This window comes from Devosia sp. GW821-FHT12F11 (assembly GCF_058806655.1).
The window spans coordinates 241,787-266,261 of record NZ_JBXAPX010000008.1; the positions used below are offsets into that span (position 1 = coordinate 241,787).

23 protein-coding genes are annotated in these 24,475 nt (G+C 66.3%); 10 read left to right on the plus strand and 13 right to left on the minus strand.

All coding sequences use genetic code 11. The features are described from left to right. Positions 1-393: a VOC family protein gene (locus tag AC1ROK_RS22610; protein ID WP_492851113.1), complete on the minus strand. Its 393-nt coding sequence runs from the start codon at positions 391-393 to the stop codon at positions 1-3. Positions 394-419: 26 nt separating this feature from the next. After that, on the minus strand, positions 420-1,379 hold the full coding sequence (locus tag AC1ROK_RS22615) for a LysR family transcriptional regulator (RefSeq protein ID WP_492851115.1): 960 nt from the start codon (positions 1,377-1,379) through the stop codon (positions 420-422). A gap of 127 nt (positions 1,380-1,506) precedes the next feature. Between AC1ROK_RS22615 and AC1ROK_RS22620 the strand changes: the two genes are divergently transcribed. Next, a complete protein-coding gene (locus AC1ROK_RS22620) occupies positions 1,507-2,910 on the plus strand; it encodes an MFS transporter (RefSeq protein WP_492851117.1) in 1,404 nt (467 codons plus the stop codon). 237 nt (positions 2,911-3,147) lie between these two features. On the opposite strand, the gene AC1ROK_RS22625 is transcribed toward AC1ROK_RS22620, so the two are convergent. Further along, positions 3,148-4,650: a methyl-accepting chemotaxis protein gene (locus AC1ROK_RS22625; RefSeq protein ID WP_492851119.1), complete on the minus strand. Its 1,503-nt coding sequence runs from the start codon at positions 4,648-4,650 to the stop codon at positions 3,148-3,150. 210 nt (positions 4,651-4,860) lie between these two features. On the opposite strand from AC1ROK_RS22625, the gene AC1ROK_RS22630 reads away from it, so the two are divergent. Further along, entirely contained in the window at positions 4,861-5,157 is a 297-nt protein-coding gene (locus AC1ROK_RS22630; RefSeq protein ID WP_492851121.1) for a PRC-barrel domain-containing protein, read from the plus strand. A gap of 40 nt (positions 5,158-5,197) precedes the next feature. Here the strand turns inward: AC1ROK_RS22630 and AC1ROK_RS22635 are convergent, their stop codons facing one another. Further along, positions 5,198-5,755: a GNAT family N-acetyltransferase gene (locus tag AC1ROK_RS22635; RefSeq protein ID WP_492851123.1), complete on the minus strand. Its 558-nt coding sequence runs from the start codon at positions 5,753-5,755 to the stop codon at positions 5,198-5,200. A 326-nt stretch (positions 5,756-6,081) separates the two neighbouring features. On the opposite strand from AC1ROK_RS22635, the gene AC1ROK_RS22640 reads away from it, so the two are divergent. Further along, positions 6,082-8,916: an autotransporter family protein gene (locus AC1ROK_RS22640; protein WP_492851125.1), complete on the plus strand. Its 2,835-nt coding sequence runs from the start codon at positions 6,082-6,084 to the stop codon at positions 8,914-8,916. A 117-nt stretch (positions 8,917-9,033) separates the two neighbouring features. Then, positions 9,034-9,414 carry a RidA family protein gene (locus tag AC1ROK_RS22645; RefSeq protein WP_492851127.1) on the plus strand — a complete coding sequence of 127 codons (381 nt, stop codon included), beginning with the start codon at positions 9,034-9,036 and terminating at the stop codon, positions 9,412-9,414. A gap of 75 nt (positions 9,415-9,489) precedes the next feature. Here the strand turns inward: AC1ROK_RS22645 and AC1ROK_RS22650 are convergent, their stop codons facing one another. Both AC1ROK_RS22650 and AC1ROK_RS22655 read right to left on the minus strand, forming a co-directional pair. Further along, positions 9,490-9,873 carry a DUF2147 domain-containing protein gene (locus AC1ROK_RS22650; protein ID WP_492851129.1) on the minus strand — a complete coding sequence of 128 codons (384 nt, stop codon included), beginning with the start codon at positions 9,871-9,873 and terminating at the stop codon, positions 9,490-9,492. 224 nt (positions 9,874-10,097) lie between these two features. Beyond that, complete coding sequence (locus AC1ROK_RS22655) at positions 10,098-10,826, minus strand: PIG-L deacetylase family protein (RefSeq protein ID WP_492851131.1); 729 nt, start codon at positions 10,824-10,826, stop codon at positions 10,098-10,100. A gap of 71 nt (positions 10,827-10,897) precedes the next feature. On the opposite strand from AC1ROK_RS22655, the gene AC1ROK_RS22660 reads away from it, so the two are divergent. Then, complete coding sequence (locus tag AC1ROK_RS22660; protein ID WP_492851133.1) at positions 10,898-11,722, plus strand: hypothetical protein; 825 nt, start codon at positions 10,898-10,900, stop codon at positions 11,720-11,722. Here AC1ROK_RS22660 and AC1ROK_RS22665 read toward each other — a convergent pair. Beyond that, positions 11,719-12,702: a YeiH family protein gene (locus AC1ROK_RS22665; protein ID WP_492851135.1), complete on the minus strand. Its 984-nt coding sequence runs from the start codon at positions 12,700-12,702 to the stop codon at positions 11,719-11,721. The two genes, AC1ROK_RS22660 and AC1ROK_RS22665, sit on opposite strands and share 4 nt — an antisense overlap. Before the next feature lie 115 nt (positions 12,703-12,817). On the opposite strand from AC1ROK_RS22665, the gene AC1ROK_RS22670 reads away from it, so the two are divergent. Then, positions 12,818-13,672: a LysR family transcriptional regulator gene (locus AC1ROK_RS22670; protein WP_492851137.1), complete on the plus strand. Its 855-nt coding sequence runs from the start codon at positions 12,818-12,820 to the stop codon at positions 13,670-13,672. A 170-nt stretch (positions 13,673-13,842) separates the two neighbouring features. Here AC1ROK_RS22670 and AC1ROK_RS22675 read toward each other — a convergent pair whose 3' ends face one another. Next, positions 13,843-14,298, minus strand: coding sequence for a YcgN family cysteine cluster protein (locus AC1ROK_RS22675; RefSeq protein WP_492851139.1), 456 nt, complete (start codon positions 14,296-14,298; stop codon positions 13,843-13,845). Positions 14,299-14,489: 191 nt separating this feature from the next. On the opposite strand from AC1ROK_RS22675, the gene AC1ROK_RS22680 reads away from it, so the two are divergent. The 3 genes from AC1ROK_RS22680 to AC1ROK_RS22690 are packed head-to-tail and all read left to right on the plus strand — an operon-like array spanning position 14,490 to position 17,779. After that, positions 14,490-16,652, plus strand: a complete 2,163-nt coding sequence (locus AC1ROK_RS22680) for a transglycosylase domain-containing protein (protein WP_492851141.1) — start codon at positions 14,490-14,492, stop codon at positions 16,650-16,652. Between the two features lie 3 nt (positions 16,653-16,655). Continuing rightward, positions 16,656-17,234 (plus strand): DUF1214 domain-containing protein, encoded by a 579-nt coding sequence (locus tag AC1ROK_RS22685; protein ID WP_492851143.1) that lies wholly within the window; start codon positions 16,656-16,658, stop codon positions 17,232-17,234. Beyond that, positions 17,231-17,779 carry a DUF1254 domain-containing protein gene (locus AC1ROK_RS22690; RefSeq protein WP_492851145.1) on the plus strand — a complete coding sequence of 183 codons (549 nt, stop codon included), beginning with the start codon at positions 17,231-17,233 and terminating at the stop codon, positions 17,777-17,779. The genes AC1ROK_RS22685 and AC1ROK_RS22690 overlap by 4 nt, the downstream gene beginning before the upstream one ends. A gap of 1 nt (position 17,780) precedes the next feature. On the opposite strand, the gene AC1ROK_RS22695 is transcribed toward AC1ROK_RS22690, so the two are convergent. After that, entirely contained in the window at positions 17,781-18,578 is a 798-nt protein-coding gene (locus tag AC1ROK_RS22695; protein WP_492851147.1) for a hypothetical protein, read from the minus strand. Between the two features lie 491 nt (positions 18,579-19,069). Between AC1ROK_RS22695 and AC1ROK_RS22700 the strand changes: the two genes are divergently transcribed. After that, positions 19,070-20,083, plus strand: a complete 1,014-nt coding sequence (locus AC1ROK_RS22700) for a DUF2336 domain-containing protein (protein ID WP_492851149.1) — start codon at positions 19,070-19,072, stop codon at positions 20,081-20,083. Between the two features lie 147 nt (positions 20,084-20,230). Here AC1ROK_RS22700 and AC1ROK_RS22705 read toward each other — a convergent pair whose 3' ends face one another. From AC1ROK_RS22705 to AC1ROK_RS22720, 4 genes are all read right to left on the minus strand, one after another. After that, a complete protein-coding gene (locus AC1ROK_RS22705) occupies positions 20,231-20,566 on the minus strand; it encodes a DUF1491 family protein (protein ID WP_492851151.1) in 336 nt (111 codons plus the stop codon). 32 nt (positions 20,567-20,598) lie between these two features. Further along, complete coding sequence (locus AC1ROK_RS22710) at positions 20,599-21,117, minus strand: shikimate kinase (protein ID WP_492851153.1); 519 nt, start codon at positions 21,115-21,117, stop codon at positions 20,599-20,601. 101 nt (positions 21,118-21,218) lie between these two features. After that, on the minus strand, positions 21,219-22,577 hold the full coding sequence (locus AC1ROK_RS22715; RefSeq protein WP_492851155.1) for a peptidoglycan-binding domain-containing protein: 1,359 nt from the start codon (positions 22,575-22,577) through the stop codon (positions 21,219-21,221). Next, positions 22,574-24,370 (minus strand): sensor histidine kinase, encoded by a 1,797-nt coding sequence (locus AC1ROK_RS22720; protein WP_492851157.1) that lies wholly within the window; start codon positions 24,368-24,370, stop codon positions 22,574-22,576. The genes AC1ROK_RS22715 and AC1ROK_RS22720 overlap by 4 nt, the downstream gene beginning before the upstream one ends. Positions 24,371-24,475 lie beyond the last annotated feature (105 nt).

Here is a 24,475-nt window from a genome sequence, read left to right on the forward strand (position 1 = left end):
TCACTCCGCATCGAACAAAGTCAGTTGCACGCCATCGGGCGCCTCGAGCCGCGAATTGGTGGAGCGGAACGGTGTCGGCCGGGGCGTCCCCAATACCTTGGCTCCCGCCGCCTCCAGCCGGTCGGTCGCCGCCGGCACGTCATCGAAGCGCAACGCCACGCGGAACTGCCCGCCCACAACGCGGCCGACCTCGATCTTGTCGATGAACTCGGCATGCTTCTCGTCGCTGATCTCGAGCGTCGCGATCCCGGCGCCGAGGATCGCCACATGCCCGTCATCGTCACCGACCGAGAGCTGTTCCTTCAGCCCCATGCTGTCGCGCCAGAACGCCAGCGCCTCTTCAAAATCATCGACGGTGATCACCAGGCGCAATTCGCGGACCGTGCTGGTCATGTTGTCCTTTCCGGCCGAGACGACCCTCATGCCGCCGCCGCGACATCGCAGGTGCAGCCGCTAGTCTTCAGTGCTTGCCGCGCCACCTCGACGAACACCCGGCGGAACCACTGGGCTCGTCCATCGACCCGGTCGACCCGGCGATAGAGCAGCGACACCGGCGACGCCTCGAGCTCCACCGGCGGCTCCGAGATCGCCAGGCCGTGCAGCGAGGCCATGCAGCGCGCGATCGACTCGGGGATCGTGGCGATCGCCGGCATGGCGCTCAGCGCCGTCGGCAGTGCCGAAAATCGCGGCACCGTCGCCACCACCGATCGGGTCCGCCCGAGTTTCTTCAGCGCCGCATCGACATCGCCGGCCATGTCGCCCTCGAACGATACCGCGATATGCGCCTCGCGGGTGAAGTCCTCGAGGCTCAGCGGCGCCGTCAGCTTCAGCTGGTAGGGGTCGTAGATGGAAACCGAGCTCTGGTGGAACAGCGGCTGGCGCACATGCCACGAGGCCGGCTCGGGATGCACCGACACCGAGAGGTCGAAGTCGCCGTCATCGAGCTGCTGGCCGGGGTGATGGGTGTGCGAAGCCACCGAAACCAGCTTCGCCCTGGGCGCCTCGCGGCGGATCCGGGCCGCCAGGGGCCCGAAGAACGCGGTTTCGAGGTTGTCGCACATGCCGATGCGAAAAGTGCCCTCGAAGCTCTGTGGGTCGAACGCATCGGGCATGCGGATTGCCCGTTCGATCGAGCCCAGCGCATCCTCGATTGCCGGAGCGATATCGAGGGCTCGTGGGGTCGGCTGCAACCCACGCCCCACCCGCACGAACAGCTCGTCGTCGAGCGCCTCGCGCAGCCGCTTCAGTGCGGCCGAAAGGCCGGGCTGGCCGAGCAGCAGCCGTTCTGCGGCGCGGCTCACGTTACGCTCCTGCATCAGCACCGAAAAGGCCAGCAGCAGGTTCAGGTCGATCTTGCGAAGGGCACTGTCATTCATCATTGCCAGTGATACCTCGCATGCCGACTATCGATTTGCAATATGGATTGGAGGTCGTCAGTTTCCGCTCCCTCTGCTGGCCGGCGCTCCTCCCTCACGCGACGGCGGCATTGCGAAAGGGATAATTTCGATGACCTCTACCAAGATCGGAGGTGTCGCCGGGCTGGCCCTGTTCCTGCTCTGCGCCGCCAACTTCCTCGACGCCATGGACGTTTCCACCATCGGCGTCGCCCTGCCCGCTATCCAGGCCGAACTCGGGCTCGAGCCCAATGTGCTGCAGTGGGCGGTGAGCGCCTATGTGCTCGGCTATGGCGGCTTCCTGCTGCTGGGCGGTCGGGTTGCCGATATCTTCGGCCACCGCCGCGTCTTCCTCTGGGCGCTCGGCATCTTCGCCGCCGCCTCGATAGCCGGCGCCTTCGTCGACTCGGGTCCGACACTGATCGCTGCCCGGCTGATCAAGGGCATCGCTGCCGCCTTTACCGCGCCGGCCGCCCTGGCGCTGCTGCTCAGCGTGTTCGGCGAGGGCCAGGCCCGAGCCAAGGCGCTCGGGCTGTTCGCCTCCACCGGCGCCGCCGGGTTCGTGCTGGGCATGGTGCTGGGCGGGGCGGTCACCGTCTTCACCTGGCGCGCCACGCTGGTGATGGCGGCGCCGGTCGCCATCCTCGTCCTGCTCATCGCGCCGTTCGTGCTGCCGCCCGACAAGGACAGCGGCAAGTCGCGCGCTTCGTTCGACTGGGCCGGCGCCATCACCATCACGCCGGGTCTGCTGCTGTTCGTGTTCGGCGTGACCAATGCCTCGGGCGCCGGCTTTGCTGCGCCACTCACCTGGGGGCCGCTCGTCGCGTCCATCGCACTGATCGTCATCTTCCTCGTCGTCGAGGCCCGCCATCACGATCCGATGGTGCCGCTGTCGATCTTCAAGCGGCGTAAGCTCAGCCACGCCAACGTCGTCGCCGCGCTGTTCCAGGGCGTCTATGTCGGCTTCCAGTTCCTCGCGACACTCTATTACCAGCATGTCTATGGCTGGTCGGCCTTCGCCACGGGCTTCAGCTTCGCACTCGGCGGCGCCTGCGTGATGTTCCTCGCTCCGCGCCTTGCCGGCGTGGCGCAGCGCAACGGCACGACGAAGGTGATGGCCATCGGCGTGGCGCTGCAGGCCGCCGGCTACGTGTTCTGGGTGCTGGCCCTCGGCCGGTTCGATCCGATCGCCCTGGTCATCATCACCCAGCTCTTCCTCGGCCTCGGCTACGCCGCCACCTATCCCTCGGTGCAGGTCGCGGCCCTTGCCGACGTCGAAGACGACAAGTCCGGGCTCGCGTCGGGGCTGCTGTTCGCATCGTTCCAGATCGGCGGCGGCATTGTCCTCGCGGCGGTCTCCGCCATCTTCACGGCGGCGCCGGGCTTCAACTGGGAGCCCTACATCGCCGGCGGCGCGTTCGTTGCGGCGCTGGCCGTGGTGACGACACTGATCGCCGCAGCAGGGCCACGGTCGGGTGTGCGGGTCCCGAACGCGATGCCGCAGGCAGCGGAGTAGACTCGTGCGTGCTGGACCAGGAACGCCAGCAGCATCGTGCGCGCTGCACACCCCACCCCATCCCTGCCCCTTCAAGGGGAGGGTGCCGGCCGGTGTGTGTAGCTAGATCCGGCCATAAACTGGATGCCCACCTCCCCCTTGATGGGGGAGGCAAGCGAAGCTTGGGAGCGTAAGCGACCTAGCGGAGCTCGGAGGGGGTGTGCCGGGAGCTCGATGCTCGTGGCCACCCCGCGGCCCCTAAGCCACCCGGCGCAGCACCTCGTCCGCATCTGACACGATGAACTGATCCACGACCATGTCGAGTTCGGCCGCCTGTTGTTCGGTCTGCTCGATGGCGCCGTTGATCTGCTCGACCAGCGCGGCGTTGTGCTGGGTCATTTCGTCCATCTGGCGCACGGCGACGGTGATCTCGCCGATGCCCTCGGCCTGCGCCGCGCTGGCGGACGCGATGCCTTCCATCAGCGTCTGGTTCTCTCGCACCGAGGCGTGGATCGCCGCGAGCTTTGCCGTTGCCGCGGCCACCAGCGCGGTACCGTCGCGCACGTCGGCGCCGCTCCGTTCGATCAGGGCCTTGATGTCGGCCGAAGCTGCGGCGGCGCTCTGCGCCAGCCGGCGCACTTCCACCGCCACGACGGCAAAGCCCTTGCCGGCCTCCCCTGCCCGCGCCGCCTCGACCGAGGCGTTGAGCGCGAGCAGGTTGGTCTGGAAGGCGATGTCGTCGATCAGACCGATGATCTTGGCGATCTTTTCCGACGAACCGGTGATCCGCTCCATCGCATCGTTGGCCTCGGCCATTACCGTGGTGCCGGCGTCGGCTGCGTCGGACACGGCGCGGGCGCTGTCGGTCGCCGCCTTGGCGCTTGCAACATTGGCCGCCACGGTGCCCATCAGTTGCTCCATTGCCGCCGAGGTCTCCTCGATGGTCGCCGCCTGCTTGGTGGTGCGGTCGGACAGGTCGTTGGCCCCGGCGAGGATCTCGCCGGTCGCGGTCTTCAGCGAACCGGACGTGCTGCGCAGCTGGCGCACGATCGCCTCCAGCCGGTCAGCGACCGCGTTGGTATCGTGCTTGATGTCCTCGAATTCGGCGTCGAACTCCGCCACGATCCGCGCCGTCAGGTCGCCGTCGGCGAGGCTCTTCAGCGTTTTGCCGGTCAGCGTCACGGCTCGCCGGATCCGCTCGGACGCCAGCCGGTCGCGCTCCGCTGCCGCCTCGGTCAGCCGATCGAAATACACCGTCACCGCGAGGTCCATGTCGATCAGCACCGCCTTCACCAGCGCCGACAGTTTTCGCGCCAGGCCTTCGGCGTCGACTGGTGCAGCTGCCCTGCCGAACAGCCGGCGTGGCGGCTCCGGCACGGCCAGGGTTTCGGTAATCACCGCGGTCAGCAACTGCTCGAGGATCAGCGCATAGCCACCGAGGTACCAGCGCGGCTCGAGTCCGATCCTGGCGTGCCGTTCGCCGATCCGCTTGCTCGACTCCAGGTAGTCGCCGTCGAAGCGGCCGCTGGCGATCGACTGCCAGTGGATGACCTGCTTCCCCATGGCGCGGTCCATCTGCGACTTGCCTGAGAAGAAGCTCGCCATCTCGGGCACGCTGTCCAGCCGCTCGTAAAACACCGCCAGCGCCGCCGGCAGTTGCCTGTCCAGCATCGGCTGCAGCGCCGCCAGCTCGTTCAACGCGGCCCTATCGAGGCGCACGAAATCAAGCCGCTCGCGCAGCGGGATGGTGTCATTATCCATAGTCACGTCGAGGTCCCTTTTGGTCGGCACCCCCTTGGCTTTCCGTCGCAAGCAAGGCGCGCGCCCGGTCTAGCGAGATCGTGCTTAACGAAACCTCACCCCGCGCCTGCGGCAGCAGCGCGCAGGATGTCGGAGACTCCCAAGAAAGAGGGGAACGGTCCGCCCCCGCGAGGGTTACCCAAGTACACCCCAACCAAGAGGAGACCCCAAATGGATCACTCCACGCACATTCGCCTCGGTAGCGCCGAACTCACTCCGGCCGTACTCGAAGGCGCCGTCGTCTATGGCGCCGATGACGAGAAGGTCGGCACGGTTTCGCATGTCCATGGCGCAGGGCTCAGCAGCGAGATCATCGTCGATGTCGGCGGTTTCCTCGGCATCGGCGCGAAGCCCGTGGCAGTGCCCGCCAGCGCGCTCGAGTTCATGCGTGACGAGAGCGGCGACGTCCATGCCGTGACCTCGTGGACCAAGGACTCGCTGAAGGCGATGCCCGAGCATCATCACTGAAGCCTCAGGCGGCCGGCAAACCGGCCGCCCCCTCCCCCGGTCACAACCGTTTGCTCAGCCAGATATCCGGTTTCCCCGCCCCGTTGGCGTCCGGGATGAAGCCGATGACGCGGAAGCCGCACTTTCGGTAGAACTCGAGCGGATGCTTGCTGTCGGGTATCGCGGCGAGATCGCGCAGCATTGCCGGCATACCGGCGTAAAGGTCCGCACCGAACGCAGTGGTGCCGCCAAAATCGTCGTCGCTGCCAAGAAACAGCGTCAGCACCCCCGCGGCGCGGAGCTTGTCCTCGATGGCGCTGACCAGTTGTTTGCCGATTCCCCGACCCTGCCTGTCGGGCGCGACGACCAGTGGGTGCAGTTCAGAGGCATGGGAATAGCTCGCGATCGCGCCGGCCCAGCCACAGACGATTTCGTCGGCCACCGCGGCGAGGCCGGTCCATTCCGGATCGGCCATGAGCTTTTCGATCTCCTCGCGCGCCTCGTCCAGCGTCTGCCAGGCGGCCGGCACATGCGCCAGCGCCGCGACCAGGATCTCGGCGGCGGTCTCCCGCTGCGTCGAGCTGAGATCGGTAAACGGGACGATGTTGATCGCTGCCATGTTGGGCCCCTGTCCTGCCTTACCAAGCTTAGTCGAAAGTCGACTAAATTGTGATCAATGATGTCATTCTCAAGACGGATCGGCTGAGCTAACGTCAGCGCCGTTGCGAATAAGTCATTGTCTAGATTGAGCGATTGAGACGCATCTGATCTTGCCGATGCATAGGGCGGACCATCGGCGAGGCCACTCGCCAACTAGAGAGATTCGAGATGACAGTGCGGGGTTTGAATGCCGGTGTCGTGGACACCGTAGGTATCGTTGCGCGCCTTTCGGGGGCGCGGCGCGACTCCAGTCCCATTCTCCTGTTGGGCATCTCATTGTTGGCAATGGTCGCTTCGGCCCCGATGACGTCGGCCAAGGCGGAGATCTTCGATAACGTTGCGAACCAGACTCAGTTCGATAAGGCCATCGCCGAGGCGCAGGGGAGCCCGGACCCGTCCTCTACCATCAAGCTTACCGGCAGCTTCGCGATCACTACCGCATTACCTGCAATCACCGGCAAGTCGATCACGGTCGTGACCGGCGCCAACACCCTAACCCTCAACTCCGGCACCGCGTTCAACGTGGACGGCGGCGCATCGCTGACCATCACGGGCAACGTACTTGGCGTCGGCACTGCCAATCAGAAGGTCCTCAACAAGCTGGGAACCGGCGACCTGGTGATCAACGGCGTCACTGCGTCGGGCATCAGCAGAATTGGGCTCGATGGTGGACACACCCTGGTCAATGGCGGCAGCGAGGTCACCTTTGGCACCTCCACAGGTGGTACCTTAGCTCAACTGAGCCTCGCGACCGACACAGATCAGGTAGCAAGCCTGACGATTTCCGGCGCAGGCACGAAACTGACCGCCACAGGCAGTGACCCCATTGCACTCAGCAACGGCAGCCATAGCCAATCGGCGCTGACTATCGAAGCTGGGGCCGTGCTCAGCTCGACGGCAGGTGTAGCCGTGCACAAGCTGGGTTCGGCGGGCACCGCGACCATTAACGTGATGGGCGATGGCTCACGGCTGGAAACGGCGACGTTCTTCTCCGCCGGCGGTACCAGCTACTTCAACGTCACCAAAGGGGGCGCGATCGACATCACCGGGAACACCACTCTGGGCGGCGCTACAACTAGCATCCCAAGCGTTGGCGCGAACGTCACTGCCGTGGTGTCCGGCGCGGGGTCAAGGTGGGACACCAGCGGAACGCTCGCCATGTTCTTTGGCTCGCTCTCCATCCTCAATGGAGGCGTTGTCACAGCGACGACGGCAAACATTTCCACCAACACCAACTCCACTGCTACCAACTTCGACCTCGTCGTGTCCGGCGCCGGGTCGGAATTGCGCGCAAACGCAGTCAATGTGGCGACGCGGCAGACCGGGACCCTGACCATCGCCAATGACGGCAAGGTGGTAGTAAATGGGGGCGCCTCTGCCCTCACCGTCGGCGGCGCGTTCGTCACCAGCCACGCGACGCTGAACATCGGCGGCGCCATCGGCGAAACCGCCACCGGGGCCGGCACCCTCGAGGCTTCGGCGATCACCCTCGCCGCCAGCGCGCAGGTCAACTTCAACCACACCGAAACCGGCTATGTCTTTAACGTGCCGATCAACGGCAGCGGCGCGATCAACCAGGTTGCCGGTCGCACCATCTTTGACGCCAACCAACCTGGTTTCACCGGTCTCACGACAATCAGCGGCGGCATGCTCGAGGTTAATGGCGAACTCGGCGACACCGACCTCGGCTTCGGAATGGTCAACGTAACGGGTGGCACGCTCGCCGGCACCGGCATTGTGGGCGACACCAGCCTCGCTGCCGGCGGCAGCATCGCGCCGGGCAGCAACGGCATCGGCCGCCTCACCGTCAACGGCGATTACACCGGCAGCGGCGGGCTGCTGCAGATCCAGACCGTGCTGGGCGACAACAACTCCGACACCGACCTGCTCAAGATCACCGGCAACAGCCTTGGCAGCACGAACCTCAAGGTGACCAATCTCGGCGGCGGCGGCGGCGCCACCGCTGACAATGGCATCAAGATCATCGAGGTCGACGGCACCTCGGGCGGCACCTTCAACCTGCTCGGCGACACGGTGTATGAGGGCCGGCAGGCGGTGATTGGTGGTGCTTACCTCTACGGGCTGCACCAGAACAGTCTGCTCGCTGCCGATGGCGACTGGTACCTGCGCAGTATCCTCAACCCGGACGACGACACGCCGGTGTTCCAACCTGCCGCGCCTGTCATCGAGACCTACGCCGCAGCGGCTCTCCAAGCCTTTAACACGTCCGAAAGCCTGCAGCAGCGCATCGGCAACCGCTCCTGGTCGGCTGGCAGCACGGAGAGCAATGGCCTGTGGGGGCGCATCGACGCCCGCCACACCTCACTCGCCCAGGACAATTCGACCACCGGTGCCAGCTACGAGGTCGATACCTGGCGGCTGCAAGCCGGCGCCGACGGTATCCTCCAGCAGAGCGAAGCCGGTAGCCTGGTTGCCGGGCTCAACACACAGCTCGGCACCATCTCCGCCGATATCAGTTCGGCCGCCGGCGACGGCGGCATCGAAGGCACCGCCTTCGGGCTCGGCGGGACGCTCACCTGGTACGACAGTCAGGGCTTCTACCTCGATGCGCAGGGCAAGCTGAACTGGTTCGACAGCACCCTGAGCGCCAACCTGCTCGACCGGCCGCTGGTCTCGGGCAATGCCGGCTTCGGCTACGCCCTCAGCCTCGAAGCCGGCCAGCAACTGGCACTCGGCGGCGGCTGGTCGGTCACGCCGCAAGCGCAACTGGCCTATTCGTCGGTCGATTTCGAGACCTTCGACTCTTATGGTTCAACCGTCGCGCTCAAGAGCGGCGACAGCCTCGTCGGCCGGCTCGGCATTTCGGCCGACTACGAGACCGAATGGCAGGAAACGGCCGGCCAGACCGGACGCACCCATTTTTACGGCATCGCCAACCTCACCTACGAGTTCCTCGATGGGACGGCGACGAGCGTGGGAGCCGACACGCTGGTCAACGAGGTTGACCCGCTGTGGGGCAGCATCGGGCTCGGCGGCTCGGTCAACTGGGCCGGCGACGCGCTGTCGCTCTATGGCGAGGCCAATCTCGGCACCAGCCTCAACCACCTCGGCGACAGCTACAGCCTCGGCGTCACCGCCGGGATCCGGGGCAAGCTCTAGCCAGAAGCACGGGAGCCCGCCGACACGGTTCGGCGGGCTGCTCCTCCAGCCGTTCAGCCACAGTTCACGGCTCGCTCGCTATCCGCGTCCGAGAGAGCACGGCTGGAGGTCAAGCGGATGCCGCACACCATCGTTTCTTCGGAACACCTGCCCAAGCCATCCCCCTATTTCAGCCATGCCGTAAAGAGCGGCGGGCTGGTGTTCGTTTCCGGCACTGCCCCCTATTCGCCTGAGACCGGCAAGATCGTGGGTGAAACCATCGGAGAACAAACCGCCCAGGCTCTGCGCAACATCAGCGCCATCCTGGCGGCAGCCGGCACGAGCCTCGACCGGGCAGTGAGCGCCACCGTGATCCTCGCCGAGGAGGACGACTTCGCCGGGATGAACGAGGAATGGCTCAAGTGGTTTCCCGTCGATCCGCCGGCGCGGCAGGGCGCCAAGCTGCCGGTCCGGGTGCCCGGGCTCAAGATCTCGATCGCGATGATCGCCGAGGGCTAACAAAAAACCCGCGCCGGCGGAGGCGCGGGTTTCAAGTCCGGCAGTTCTTGGAGGCTGCCTATTTCAAGCAGCGCCTCAAACGCGGCTAAGTTTGACCGTCTGGCAGAACACGCCCTGGCAGCCGTTGACCTTCAGGCTGTCCTCGCCGGTCATGATCATCGTACCGGAATAGACGTCGCCGGCGTTCTTGACCGTGCCGGTCCACTTGTTCTGGGAAGCCTGCGTGCCCTGAACGATGACCTGGTTCAGGTATTGCCGGTTCACGTCATCCTTGTCGCGCAGCCAGATCAGGCGCGCGCACAGGGCGCCGCTGCCGCATTCGGTGATTTTGTAACGGCTCTTGCCGTCATCGGCTTGCCAGGTACCGGTCGGGTCGGCAGCGAGGGCGTAGAGGGGGGCCGCGGCGCAGATGGTGGCGAGCACGGCGGCGGCGAGTTTGGTCGCGAGGTGCATGGTCATGCGTCTCCGGAAACGTTCGGGTCGGTGGTTGGTTGGCCCGATAAAGGTGAACTTTGGCTGAATCTTGAATAAAGGCTCCGTTCATCTGCCGTTCATCTTTGCGGCAAGGCACAGGCCCTGAAATGGCAGCGATGCTGACTTGCTTTGTGCGTCAGGAGTCTAGGGCCAACCGCGCTGCCACAATCTCGCCCTGGCGCAACGGCAACGCCGGGGTAAAGTTCCGATCACGAAGTCGTGAACGCCTGCCACACCGCCTCATGCGGCCCGATCGGCCAGAACGTGCGCGGCGAGAACCGTCGCAGTGAGGTGACCTCGCCGTCATGCTGGCTGGAGTAGAAGTTCACTGCCACGAGCTTTGCCGCCCCCGCTGCTGAGGGCCGGCGCCGCAGCCGTCGTCCCCCCAGAGCTGTACGCAGATCCGGCAACCAGCGCCGCCGCGCCCTGCTCGAGCTGGCATAAGGCAGGTCCTCGTAGAACAACACCTCCCCCCGCCGCTCCAGCTCGGGCAGCAGCTCGATTACCACCGCCCGCACCGCCAGATGGTTCACATGCCCACCAATCCCGGCCGGGCAGAACACCCGCGCGCGCCCGGCCTTCCGCAGCAGCGCCGAAAGCGGCGCCCGAAGCTGCGCAATGTCGTCCGCCAGTCCTTGCAGGTCCCATGGCGAGCGCCCTCGCACCGGTGGCTCGTCCAGCCCCAGGTCGATCCGCTCCAGGCCGTAGCGCCCGGCGAACGCCTCATCCTCGGCGAGACGCAACGCGCTGATCCGCGCGATCGTCGCCGCGTCCGGGGCCTGGTCGAGCGCCGTTCCGGCGACGTAACCGCTACGGGTGAAGAGGTTTACCAGCCGGCCGCCGGGCTCCGCCGCAATGCGCGCACCGAGCGAGAAGGCAATATCGTCGTGGTGGGGCGAAAGGTAGATATTGTTGTTTGCGGGCCAAGGCTTTACCACTCGATTGTCCTTCCCCAGGCGGGCTATGATCTTCGTCTGGAGCGTCCGCAGCTCTGCTTCTCAGCCCGTACATGAACCCGATTCTTGCTGCAACGAAGCTGCACCTTGCAGCCGCCCTCGGCTCCGGCCGCCGCGAGCGCTTGTGGCTCGCCAGCCTGCCCCGCATCGGCGGCCTCGCCAGCATCCCCAGCCGCTCCGGCGACCTCGAACAGGTGCTGGGCCGCATCGTGCCGCAGGTCGAGCGGCTCTACCTGTTCCTGCATGGCTACGCCGAGGTGCCGGCCGTGGCCCGCCAGGCGCGCATCGTCCCTTTCCTTGCTCCTGCCGACACGCCGTACCGGGCCTCAGGCAAGTTCCGCGGCCTGCTGCAGCAGTCCCAGCCCTGTCTCTACTTCTGCTTCGACGACGATATCCTCTATCCCGCCGATCACGTGGCGCGGTTGACCACGGCCATCCTCCGCTACGGCGGCAAAGCCCTGGTCGGCCTCCATGGCACCGACTATCCAGGCCCCGGCACGCGCTACACTCGTGATCGCCGGGTGCATCATTTCGGCCGCCGCCTGCGCTTCGAGCGCCTGGTCGACGAACTCGGCTGCGGCACCCTGGCGTTTGCGTCGCCGCTGATCGACTTCGATCCTCGCCGCTGGCCGCACGGCGACATGGAGGACTTGATGCTCGCCATCGAAGCGCAACGCCGGGGCATTCCACGCATCGCCATCCACCGCCGCAAGCACAGCCTGCTTCCGATCCGCGAGGCACAGCCCGACAGCTTGTGGGCGCGCGCGCTGGCCGACGACAGCCGCCACAGCGCCCAGTTGGCGGAGTTCCACCTGCTGACCGGGCGCGTCCAGCCGGAGACTGCGTCGATGGCCCCGGTCCAGTCTCGGGCCGGCTAGGCGGCCTGCAGCAGCAGCGCAGTGGCGACCGCGAGGCCCATCAGCACCAGGATCGAGATGAAGCCGGCAGCCAGCACCCGGCCGCCCGACGACAGCACCGTACGCAGGTCGACCGACAGCCCGAGCGCCGCCATGGAGATCAGCGTCAGACAGGACGAGGCCTGCTGCAACGGCTGCAGCGTCGGTTCCGGCAGCAACCCGAACGAGCGAGCCGCCATCGCCAGCAGGAAGCCGACGATGAACCACGGCACCAGCAGCGAGAACCGCACCACTCCCTGCCGCCCGTGGCGCAGCCCGACGAACAACACCACCGGCCCCAGCATCAGCACCCGCATGAGCTTCACCAGCGTGCCGACCTGCGTGCTCATCACCCCCACCGGCCCGGTCGCCGCGAGCACCTGCGGCACCGCGTAGACGCTGAGGCCGGCAACCACGCCATATTGCCACTGCGTCAGCCCGAGCGCGCCGAATGCCAGCGGCAACAGCAGCACCACGACGATCCCCAGCGCCGCGGTGAAGGCGATCGAGGCGGCAACATCCTCGGCCGGCGCCTCGATCACCGGCGCCGTCGCCATGATCGCCGAGTTGCCGCAGATCGAGTTGCCGCACGCCACCAGCGTCGCCAACCGGTCGTCGAGACCCAGCCAACGGCCAACGAGGTAGCTGGCGGTCAGCGCCAGCACCACCACCACCGCCACCGCGGCGATCAGCTCGATGCCCGACTGCGCCAGGGCCGCCGCGCTGATCGTGCCTCCCAGCAATACGACGGCGACCTCGAGCACGGTCTTCGACGCGAACTGTACGCCTGCAGCGAAACGCATGTTGAGGCCGAACAGCGTGTGGATCAGCGTGCCGGCGAGGATGGCGAGGACGAGGCCATCAACGTAGCGCACGCCCAGCAGCCCCTCCTGCAGCGTCTCCGCGCCCATGGCCAGTGTCGTCACGCCAAGGGCCAGTCCCAGCCCAGGCAGGACAGCCACGATACTCCGCCTCGCTAGCACAGCATGCTCCAAACCAAGTCGCGGACAGCATAGGCATTGCGATCATTCGAAAGAATGGTATAGAAGCGCACGTTTCATTCTGCTGGATCGCACGATGACGGTGGAGCAGCTGTCGATATTCATCGCTGTCGCCGAACGTGAGCACCTGACGCAGGGCGCCAATGCCGTCGGCCTCTCTCCGTCGGCGGCAAGCGCGGCGATCAAGGCGCTCGAGGCCTATTACGACGTGCGCCTGTTCGATCGCGTGGGGCGGCGGATCGAGCTCACCCGTGAGGGGCGCGTGCTGCTGGGTGAGGCGCGGCTGACCCTGGCGCAGGTCCGCAACACCGAATCCGTGCTCAGCGAACTGGGCAGCCTCAGGACCGGTATCCTCGACGTGCAGGCCAGCCAGACCGTCGCCAACTACTGGCTGCCGTCGCGCCTGCTGGCCTTCCAGCGGCAATACCCCGGCATCACGATCAATTTCGAGGTCGGCAATACCAGCGCCGTCGCTGCGGCCGTGGTTGACGGCCGAGCCGAACTCGGCCTCGTCGAAGGCAGTATCGACGAGCCGGTGCTCGCCAGCACGCCGGTGGTGCGCGACCGGCTGGTGGTGGTCGCGACAGCAGGCGCTCGCACCGAACTCAGCGACCTCAGCTGGGTCATGCGCGAGCGCGGCTCAGGCACGCGGGCGGTGTTCGAAGCCGGGCTGCGGGCCGCCGGCTACGATCCGGCCGAGCTGCAGGTCGCCCTGGTGCTGCCCACCAACGAAGCCGTGCTCAGCGCTGTCCGCTCCGGCAGTTGCGCCGCCGCCCTCTCCGAGATGGTGGTCGCCCCGTTTGTCAGAAGCGGCGAGCTGCAGGTGCTCGATATCGAGCTTCCACCCCGGCAGTTCTCGATCCTCCGCCACCGCGAACGCCGCCTCTCAGCTGCCGCAGCGCGGTTCGAAGCGCTGTGCCGGGAGGGATAGGCGCACGTCGCGAAAACGTAAGCGGCACCATTGGCTCCCTACTACCTGCCGCGCGGCGAAGTGCGGCGGGCGAGAGAGGCGCTTTCCAGCGACACCCTCATCCGAGAGCTTTGACTCACCGCCCGCCGCGGTCGAGGCCTCCTCGGGCCACTCCTGACCTTCTCCCGCAGCTAGATCTCCTCCGGCGGCTCCCAGTTCGGCCAGTCGGCGACATGGTCTTCCCACTCGCCGGGCTTCACCGATTTCTCAGGCACCGTGCGACCACGGACCGAGACCCCGACGGTCATGACCGTCTCCGGGTCGCCCGAAACCAGCGGGTGCCACCAGGCGAGGCCCTTGCCTTCGGCGATGCGGCGATAGGCACAGGTCCTGGGGATCCACTCGATGGTACGGACATTCTCGGGCGTCAGCTTGATGCAGTCGGGCACCAGCTTCAGCCGGTTAGGATAGTCCGAGCATTTGCAGCTCTCACCGTCGAGCAGCTGGCAGCGCACGTCGGAGACGTAGATGTCGCCGGTGTCCTCGTCCTCGAGCTTCATCAGGCAGCATCGCCCGCAGCCGTCGCAGAGCGATTCCCACTCCACCTCAGTCATTTCCTCGAGCGTCTTTTCTTCCCAGAAGGCCATTCAGGTTCCTGTGACGGCTGAGCGGGACCCGGAAAAGCCTTGGACTCTTCCGCCTCGGTCCCGCTGCGCGAAGCAACTGCGCTTGCACAAACTGTCCGCTGATCATATTCGAGCGACTGCCTTGCCAATGCGCCCCAAATTGGGGAGATTCAAGACCATAGGGGCGCTGTTGGCACGCCGCGGAGTTTTCGGTGCAGGATCCGTTCTACCACAAAGAGAAACGGCGCAAGAAAACGCGCATGCTGGCGGCCGACGCCTGGCTCGACTCGGCGCTCTACGAGTTCGGCCAATCGCTGGGGCGCGGCTACACCCGGGTCGAGGATTTCTTCTCGCGCTTCCGCGTCTCCGGTATCAAGCGCTTCTTCGTCGAGATCGTCTCGGACGGCTTCAGCTTCCTCGCCATCGGCATGGTGCTGGTCACTGCGCTGGCGCTGCCGGCGTTCGACGCCACCGTTACCGGCCGCTTCAACAAGGCCGAGGATTTCGCCGTCACCTTCCTCGATCGCTACGGCAACGAGATCGGCCGGCGCGGCATCCGGTCGGATGATTCCTATCCGCTCGACAAACTGCCCGATTATTTCGTCAAGGCGGCGCTGGCCACCGAGGATCGGCGCTTCTACGACCACTGGGGCATCGACATCGTCGGCACGATGCGCGCTCTGGTATCGAACGCGCAGGGCGAGAACTCGACGCAGGGCGGCTCGTCGATTACCCAGCAGCTCGCCAAGAACCTGTTCCTCAGCTCCGAACGCACCATCGAGCGCAAGATCAAGGAAGCGTTCCTCTCGGTCTGGCTCGAGTGGCACTACACCAAGGACGAGATCCTCAAGCTGTATTTCGACCGCGCCTATATGGGCGGCGGCAATTTCGGCGCCGCGGCGGCATCGGAGTTCTATTTCGGCAAGAAGATCACCGATGTGAACCTCGCAGAGGCGGCGATGCTGGCCGGGCTGTTCAAGGCGCCGACCAAATACGCGCCGCATGTCGACCTCGCGGCGGCGCGTGGCCGCGCCAACCTGGTGCTGTCGAACCTCGTCGACGCGGGCTTTCTCACCGAAGGGCAGGTCACGGCGGCGCGCCGCAACCCGGCCGTGCCGATCGACCGCTCGGCCGAGGCCAACTCGCCGAACTATTTCCTCGACTACGCCTTCGAGGAAGCCAAGAAGATCATCGAGACCTCGGGCAGCACGTCGAACACCTTCGTCGTGCGCTCGACCATCGATCCGGTGCTGCAGTCCTATGCCGAAGACGCCGTCACCTCGGTGGTGCGCGAGCAGGGCGAAGCGTACAATGTCAGCCAGGCCGCCATGGTGGTGCTGGAGCCCACCGGGCCGATCCGCGCCATGGTCGGCGGCATGGATTACGGCAAGAGCCAGTTCAACCGCTCGATCGTTCCCAACCGGCAACCCGGCTCGGCGTTCAAGCTGTTCGACTACGCCACCGCCTTCGAGATGATCCCCGAATATGATCCGGACACCGTGGTCTCGGGCGCCACCCAGTGCATCGGCAACTGGTGCCCGCGCAACTATTCGGGCAACTCGGTGGGCCGCATCAGCCTGATCTCGGCATTCCAGCAGTCGATCAACACCGTGCCGGTGAACCTCTCGATCAAGACCGGCCGCCAGCCGATCGCCGACCTGGCCCACAAGATCGGGCTGCAGAACGATTTCCCGGTCACCCGCTCGCTGGCGCTGGGCGCCGCCTCGGTCAGCGTCATCGACATGGCCTCATCCTACGCGGTGTTCGCCAACCACGGCTACAAGACACCGGCCTATGGCATCACCCGCATCACGACGCTCTCGGGCGAGCCGATCTATGACGCGGATTCCGAGCCGCAGCAGGAGCGCGTGGTCAGCGACCAGACGGTCAAATACATGAACCGCATGATGCGCGCCGTGGTCGAGCACGGCACCGGCCGCCGCGCCCTGATCGAGGGTGTGCCCTCGGTCGGCAAGACCGGCACCACGTCTTCGTATCGCGACGCCTGGTTCTGCGGCTTTACCGGCAACTATGTCGCCGCGGTCTGGTTCGGCAATGACGACTACCGGCCGACCAAGAAGCTGACCGGCGGAACGCTGCCGACCACGGCGTGGCAGAAGTTCATGGCCTATGCCCATACCAATATCGAGATCAAACCCGTGGAGGGCGTGGACTTCGCACCGGCGCCGTTCGTCATCGCCAACGCCGAGGAAGGCCAGCCGGTCGCCCCGACCGTCGAGCGTCCTCCCGGGCTGAAGCCCGGCGCCGCGGACAAGCTGCTCGAGGTCGCCGAGCGCCTGCGCAACGCGCTGGGCGGCGCCGGCAACCAGGCGGCGCTCACCGTCACCTCCCCCGCTCCGGCCAAGGCGCTGTAACCCTTGCGCTTTCTCGTTCACCTCGGCAGCATGCTGCTGGTCGCACTGCTGGTCGGCTTCGGCCTCAGCTGGTACGCGCTCAGCGATGGCCGGCTGTTCGGCGCCATCGAGATCGGTCCATGGTCGGCCTGGCGCGATGTCGGCGTGCCGACGCCCGACCCTTACACCCGCGCCTTCATCGCCCGTTCGGGTGCGCTCGAGCTCGGCGCCAGCGAGGGTATCCAGTTCATCGCCACCACCGACAGTGACAATCGCCGCCTCGATCGCGCCTGCCGCTATCGCATCGACGGCACGACACCCGCCGCCCGCTTCTGGACCCTGGTGCCGGTGGCCCCCAACGATGGCGCCCCGATCACCCGCGCGGATGGCCCGACCGATTTCCACAGCGCGCGGCTCAGTCGGGCCGGTGACGGCTCGGTAGAACTCTATGTGTCGAAAGCCCTGGCGCCGCAGAACTGGCTCGAGATCAGCGGCGACGGCGCCTTCGACTTGGTGCTGACGCTCTACGACACCTCGAGCCTGTCGGGCGTGGGCGCCGATGTCGCCGCCCTGCCCTCGATCATCCGCGAGGCCTGCGCATGATCCGCACCCTGCTCTGGCTGCTCGGCGGCGTCGTGCTGGGCGGCATTATCCACATCGCGGTGATCCTCAGCCTGCCGGCCCTTTCGGCCACGTCTGCCTGGGACCACGTCGCTGCCGCCGGCGCCGGCCCGGGGCCCACCGTGCTGTCGGCCGCCACGTCGGGCCAGCCCAACCCGCTGCGGCTCGACCCCGAGCTCGCCTATGCGGTGTGCCGCATCGATCTGCGTAACGGCCCGGCCTCGGTTACCGGCACGCTGCCGCAATCGTTCTGGTCGGTCGCCGTCTACAGCCGCGCCGGCACCGTGGTCTATTCGACCACCAACCGCGATGGCATCGGCACCGCCCTCGATCTCGGCATCTTCAATCCCGGCCAGACGCGGCTGCTCGCCGAGCAAAAGCTCGACATCGCGGAGGGCCTGCTGATTGTCGAGGCCAAGGAAGACGACCTGTTCGTTGTCGTCCGCCTCGCCCCGCCGCATCCCGAGATGCGTGCCCGCTACGAGAAGGCGCTCGCCGCCCTCAAGTGCAGCACCATCGCCACTTGACCTACTTCCGGTATTCGCCCTCGCTGGGCGCATCCATCAGCACCCGGCCGGGGATGGCGCTGCCGCCATTGTCGTCGTCGCCCCAGCCGTCAGCGCAGAAATCCAGCGCTTCGGCGCGGTCGACCCAGATGGCGAGGCGGCTCAGCCGCTCATCGACTTCGACCGCCTCGCCGTGCGGCGTCTCCACCAGGAAGTGGTCGAGCGCGTAGCTGTAGGAACCGTAGCGGTAGCCGAGCGCGGCGACGAAGCGACCGACATAGAGATCGTTCTCGGCCTTGCGCAGCCGCATCTGCTTGACCATGGCGGGCTCGATATCATCGAGCTCCATGGCGGCGACGGCGCGCTGCCGGTCGATCTCGATGACCGCGCAGATCGACTTGAAGGTCGTGGGCAGCGTCAGAAGATCTGCCCCGACATCGTCGGCAATGGTGTTGAAGCGCACGCGCGACGAGGCGTAGGGCTCCTGGGTGAGCCAGCGGTAGTAGAGATCGAACTTGTCGGGCCGCGCGCTGAACACGCCGGCGACGAAGATCACCTGCTCATAGTCGAAAGCCCAATCCCTGGCATGCCGCGCGATGAGAAACCGGTACACCCGGTCATGCATTTCGCGCTCTTGGTCAGTGATGTTGAAATTCGACACCGGCTGGTTGCCCAGCCGCCGCATCAGCCGGTCGGTCTCGGGGATGAGCTTGTCGTTCAGCACACCCGGCTTCACCCGGCCGAAATCGCCAAGCTCGTGCGCGCCCGCAGGCGTGGCGCAAAGCAGGAGCGCCAGCCCCAGCGCGCGAACCATACACATGTCAGCCACGGCGGCGCTTGCCGCCCGAGGCTGTTCCCACCGGCTTGTCCGGCATCGGAGAGGAGCCCCCGCCCCGCTCGTAACGGACCCCGGTGAACAACAGGACTTCGCCCGTGCCCGCCGATTGGGCGCGCGTTCTCGTGCGTCCACGCTTTGGTAGTTGAACCAGCTTTCCCAACCTTGCCTCCGGGCGGGCGGGCGATGTTTGCCGGGGACCCATTTCCATCGGCAAATCGGGAGCGACGCAGGGACCCGATGAAAGCCATTAAGAGTTCGTCAAGGTTAACAGTTCGCTAACGATTTCCCTGAAATAGTCGGAGCTGTGGTTAAGGCCCGACTCCTGGGGCCTTTCAGGGCAAAATATGATCGGTTTCCAGCCTTACGAGACGTTCCAGCTCCTTATCGAGACGGGCGGCGTCGATCGAACGAACACACTGCTCTGCGCAGCATGCGATGCATTTGCGCGTCGCGGACGGCCGACCAGTGCCGAAATGGAACAGTTTGCGGCGCTCGCCCAGCGCCTGTTTCCCGCCGCCGCGCCTGCCGCTCGCGCCAAGGCGGCCGCGACGCTCGGCCGCTCCGAAGACCTGTCGCCCGAGCTCGAGCAATTGGTGGTGCGCCACCTCGGCGACGACCTGCCGGATTTCCTGGTTTCGGCGCCCAAGCTCTCCGAGGGCACCATGCTCAAGGTGATCTCGTCGAACGACGTGACGTTGGGTGCTGCCCTCGCCCGCCGCGCCGACCTCTCCAACAACGTGCTCGGCCGCCTGTTCCAGATGAACAGCCGCAAGGTCTATCGCGCCATCGCCACCAATACGGCGATCGTACCGCGGGGCCCCTATCTCAGCGCCCTCGCCCGCTCGGCGCAGATGGATCACCAAGTCGCCTGGTCGCTCGCGGCGCGCGAGGATTTCGACGCGGCGCTGCTGGCTCCCGCCTTCTTCGATCTGGGCGAGAACGACCGGGTGAAGGTGATCAATGCCTTTTCCCAGCGCCAGACGCCGACTGCGCCGATCAAGCGCACGCTCGAGCAGTTGTCGGTCGCCACCGGCGAGCTGACACGGGCGCTGATGAAGCTCTTTTCCGAGAACCGGCGGCCGGAAGTCACCAAGCTCTTGCATCAGATCACCGGGCTCGACGAGGTCCGCTGCGGGCAGATCGCCCACGACACGTCCGGGGCGGCGCTGTTCGTCGTGCTGCGCGCCTTCGGCTGCGATGCGCAGGACGGGCTCAAGGTGCTGATCCACGCCACCTCGCACGACGAGGATCGCTCCAAGGCGCTGGCACAGTTCTCTAAACTGTTTGAAACGGTCAGCGTCGACGCTACGGCGTTCCTGATGAGCGCCTGGCGCGGCGAGGTGAACCTGCTCGACATGACCAAGCCGGAATACAAGCCGTTCGAAATCGAGCGCCGCCGCATTCCGCCGCCGCAGACCCGCGAGCGCAATCCGGTGGTCGACCAGGCGATCGAGGCGCTGGCGCGGATCGGGGCGCGCGCGAGCTAAGTCCGGCACGCCTAGTCACAACCACAGACGTCATCCCCGCGAAGGCGGGGACCCAGTGGGGTGCTTTAGTCTCCACCAGCGTCGCGACATCGCACTAGGTTCCCGCCTTCGCGGGAATGACGCCGGTGGACTGGGATGCAACGCCCACTAGGTGCGCGCCACCTCCAGCCCCAGCTCGCCGCTCCGCAGCTCCAGTGACACCACCCACAGGTCGGGGTCGAAATCGTGCTCCCTGGCGATCCGCTCGCTGACCTTGGCCGGTTCGACATGGTCGAAGCGCAGCTGGAACACCCGGTCCTCGGTGTTGTCGCCAAGGCTGGTCGCCGGCGCGGGCGTATAGAGCGACACCTCGCCGTTGAGGTGGTCGACCTCGACGAAGATCTGCCCGGCGATCGGATCGCCGCGGCGCGACACCACGCACATGTGGCCAATATCGTTATGCCGGCGCACGAACGCCGAAACCCAGAGGTCGGTACGAAACATCCGCCACCTGTGCCGGAAAACCGGGCGCCTGGCTAGACTGTGAGGCCCAAGCCATTGACGGCCGCTGCGGCGATCCGTGCCGGCGAGGCCGTTGAAGCAATCAACATGTCTCCGGTCTCCCGGTAGATGACGAAGCGCTCGCGCAACTTCCTGCCCTCGCTTCGCCGCTCGAAGCCAAACCCGCGCATCAGCTGCCGCTCCACCACGACCGAGGTCGCGAGGTCGACCTGCAGCGAAGGCAGGAGCGTGATCCCATACCCCCCAGCCACCAGCCGGTCGGCACGGCGGCGATCCTCCGTGCCCGGCTCAGCCACGAGGAAACCCGACGAGGTGACGAAGATGGTCGACGGCGCCGCCTCGCTCACCAGATGCTCGGCCAAGGCGAGATTCTCGGCGCGGTAGCGCTCATAGCCATGCGCGGCGATGAAGGAGCCGATCACCTCGATCCGTTCGCAGAACTCGAGATCGAGATCGATCAGCGGCCAACCCAACGCCGCAGCCAGCGCCCGACCCAGCGTCGACTTGCCGACGCCCCCAGGCCCGAGCAGCATGAGCCGCTCACCCGATTGCCAGCGTCGCCTGATCTCGGTGTGAATCGCCCCTGCATCCATACGCCATCCGACCGCGAGCGGCCGGCTGGCGCAATGGGGTGCTAGATCGCAGCGCCGTTGTCGACCAGCAGGTCGAGCAGTTCGGGGGAGATCCGGCCGGTCACCTTGTAGTTGAAGTAGACCTCGAAGTTGCGGATCGCCTTGGCGGTCGCCTCGCCGGCGACGCCGTCAGCGGGACCATGCAGGAACCCCAGGCTCCCCAACCCACGCTGCACCTTGGCGACGATCACCGGGTCGGTGACCGAGAACGGCGCCATCAGCTGTTCCGGCGTCGCTTCAGTATCGAGCACGGCGATCGCCTCGCCCGGCGCCGGCGGCGCGGGCTCTTCGATCTTCAGCGGCACGCCTACCTGCGGCTTGTCCGGGAGCGCGGCGAGTTCGGTGCGAGCCGCAGCCGTCTTGGGTACCAGCGCCACGACGGGAGCCGCCTCGGCGGTGCTCAGAGCGTTGGACTCCGCCGCGAACTGCTGCTGGACCACCGGCTTTCTAGGCAGCGCCTTGGGTGCCGTCGTCATGGTCATCGACTGGACGCCATCGACGATGGTGCCGATCGCGTCGCCGGCGGTTTCGGCGGCCATCTCGAGCGCAGCCTCCGGCGACTTCGGCACGGGCCGACCCAGGAGGGTGTTGCCGGTCGCCTGCTTTGCCGGCGCGATCGAGCCGGTCTCAATGTCGGCGACGAGCGGCTTGGGCTGCTCCATTGCCGCCAAGGACTGCGGCTTCACCGCCTTGGCGGCCGGCAGCTCTGCCTCGACCGGTGCGGCCTCGACCTTGGGCAGGGTCACGGCTGCCGCGGGCTTCTGCTCGACGGCCGGCGCAGGCACTGGAGCGGCGGGTTGCGGCGCGGGCGTCGACAGCGGCGCGGCCAGCACCAGCTCGATGATCTCACGCGTCAACTCGCCGGTCGGCTTCAGCCCGCGCTGTTCCTCGAACTTCTTCAGCGCCCGGGCGGTCTGCGGGCCATAATAGCCGTCGACCGTACCGGTGAAGAGCTGCAGCCGCTCGAGCTTGCGCTGCACTTCGAACACTTCCTTGTTGCCGATCGGCCCACCCTGCGTGTCGAGAGGGGCGGCAGCCGCCACCACCTGGCGCTGCACCTTGGCGGGCGCGCTCATCACGAAGCTCTTGGGACGGGTTTTCGGAATCACCGGCTCGATGTCGGCGAGTTGCGCTGCTGATTCGATTCCCGCGTCGAACAGCGGCGACGGGTGCTCATGGCGCTGGCCATAGAGCGCGTTCGAGCCGGCCATGGCCGACGTCACCACCAGGGCGGCGATCGCGGAATTGGTTAGGGGCGAGCGCATGTAGCGCGCGATGACCCAGAGCGCCGCGCGACCCGCGTGGGCCATAGCGACGCTGCCGACCTGCAAAGGCAGGTGCGCAAGAGTTGCTGCCGTCATAGGGCTCTTTTTCTTTCGTCGTCGTGCCATGTGGTGGGCATTTGCTGCTGAACCGGGTCCCGGTGAAGCGGGGTAACGGCAGCAGTTTCCTCCACCTTGGTTTCCGGACCGTTTATCGGCAGCAGAACAGTCATCACTGTCCCCTCTCCCGGAGACGAGCTGGCATGCAGGGTTCCGTCATGCAGCTCGACCAGTCCCTTGACGATCGAAAGACCCAGGCCCGTGCCCTCGTAGCGGCGTGCGAGGCCATCCTGCGCCTGGAAGAAGGGCTCGCCGATTCGGCTCACCGATTCCTCGCCCATGCCGATGCCGTGGTCGGCCACCGAGATGGCGAGGTGGCGGCCCTGCCGCTTCATGGTGAGCGTCACCACCGAGTGCTCGTTGGAGAATTTCACCGCGTTGGACAACAGGTTGATCAGAATCTGGCGGCAGGCGCGCTCATCGGCGATCAGCATCGGCAGGCTGCGCGGAATATCGGTCATCAGCCGCACCGATTTGTCGCGCGCCATGGCGTCGACCATCTTCAGGCAGGGCTCGACCAGCGATTCGGGCGCAATAGCCTCCGTGGTCAGCTCGAATTTGCCCGCTTCCAGCCGGCTCATGTCGAGCAGCATCTTCACCACGTCGATCAGGTGATGACCGCTCTGCTGGATCAGCGTGGCGTATTCCTTGTGCTGCGGGCTGAGCTCGCCGACGACGCCCGAGGTCATCATCTCGGAGAAGCCGACAATAGCGTTGAGCGGCGTGCGCAGCTCGTGCCCGATGGTGGCGAGGAAGCGCGACTTGGCGCTCGAGGCCTCCTCGGCAAGCTTACGGGCACGCTGCAGCTCGTTCATGTAGTCATGCCGCTCAGTGACGTCGCGCAGCAGCACGACGACTTCGCTGCGGGCCCCGGGCATGTCGGCATCGACAACCGGGGAAAGCGAAGCCTCGACCCAGACATAGCGCGGCGCGGCAGCCGACGGACCCGGTTCGTCGCGGCGCATGCGAATCTCGACGCGGCGGGTGCGGCCGTCCTGGTTGGCCTCGGCGAAGGCGGTGAGGTAGGTCGGCCGATCCATCACATGGATACGCTCGACCAGCCCGTTGCCGCTGAGTTCGAACCGGCGACAGCCGAACAGTTTTTCCGCCGAGCGCGAGGTGAACAGCACCGTGCCGTCGCTGGCGAAGCGCATCACCGCGTCCTGCACGTGTTCGATCAGATGCCGGTAGGCGTTGATCTGCGCCTTCTCGTAGACCTCGAACACGCTGTTCAGCCGGTTGGCCGAGTAGGCGACGATCACCGCGGTGATGGTGAACACCAGGCCGCCGAGCAGCGTCGTCGACATGTGGAAGGGTTGCGGCCAGGCGAGGATGTTGAAACTCGCCAGCACTCCCAGCGCCACCACGGCGACGAGGATGGCCCAGGCGCGCTTCTTCACCGGCGTGCGGGTGAGGAGCGAGGCATGCACCGGGCCGAGCACTGCCACGGCGAGGCCGAAATCAGCGATGGCCGGATCGGCAACGGTCAGCAGCGCGCCACCAAGCAGGGTGGCATAAACCTGCCCGGCCGCAGCGCGCTCGTGCTGGCCGCGCTGGCACAGCGCCATGGTCAGGACGCCCACCGCGACCCCGATGGTCGCCAGCACGAAAGGCAGCAGCATGGACTGGGTCAGCGCATAGAGCGCCGCCGGCATGCCGATCAGACTGAGGATCAGGACGAGCCTGGCATTGGTGGCAATGGCCTGTCGGCGCATGGCTTCAGGACGCCCGCCCGCGCCCCGCACCGGCTCGGTGCGCCAAGCGCGACGCATCGCATCGCTCAACCATGTCCAGAGGCTACGCATAACTCTAACCAACCGCCCCGCCGCCCATTTTCTTGTTGCTCGGAGCTTCCACCCGAACGCCTAATGCGGGTT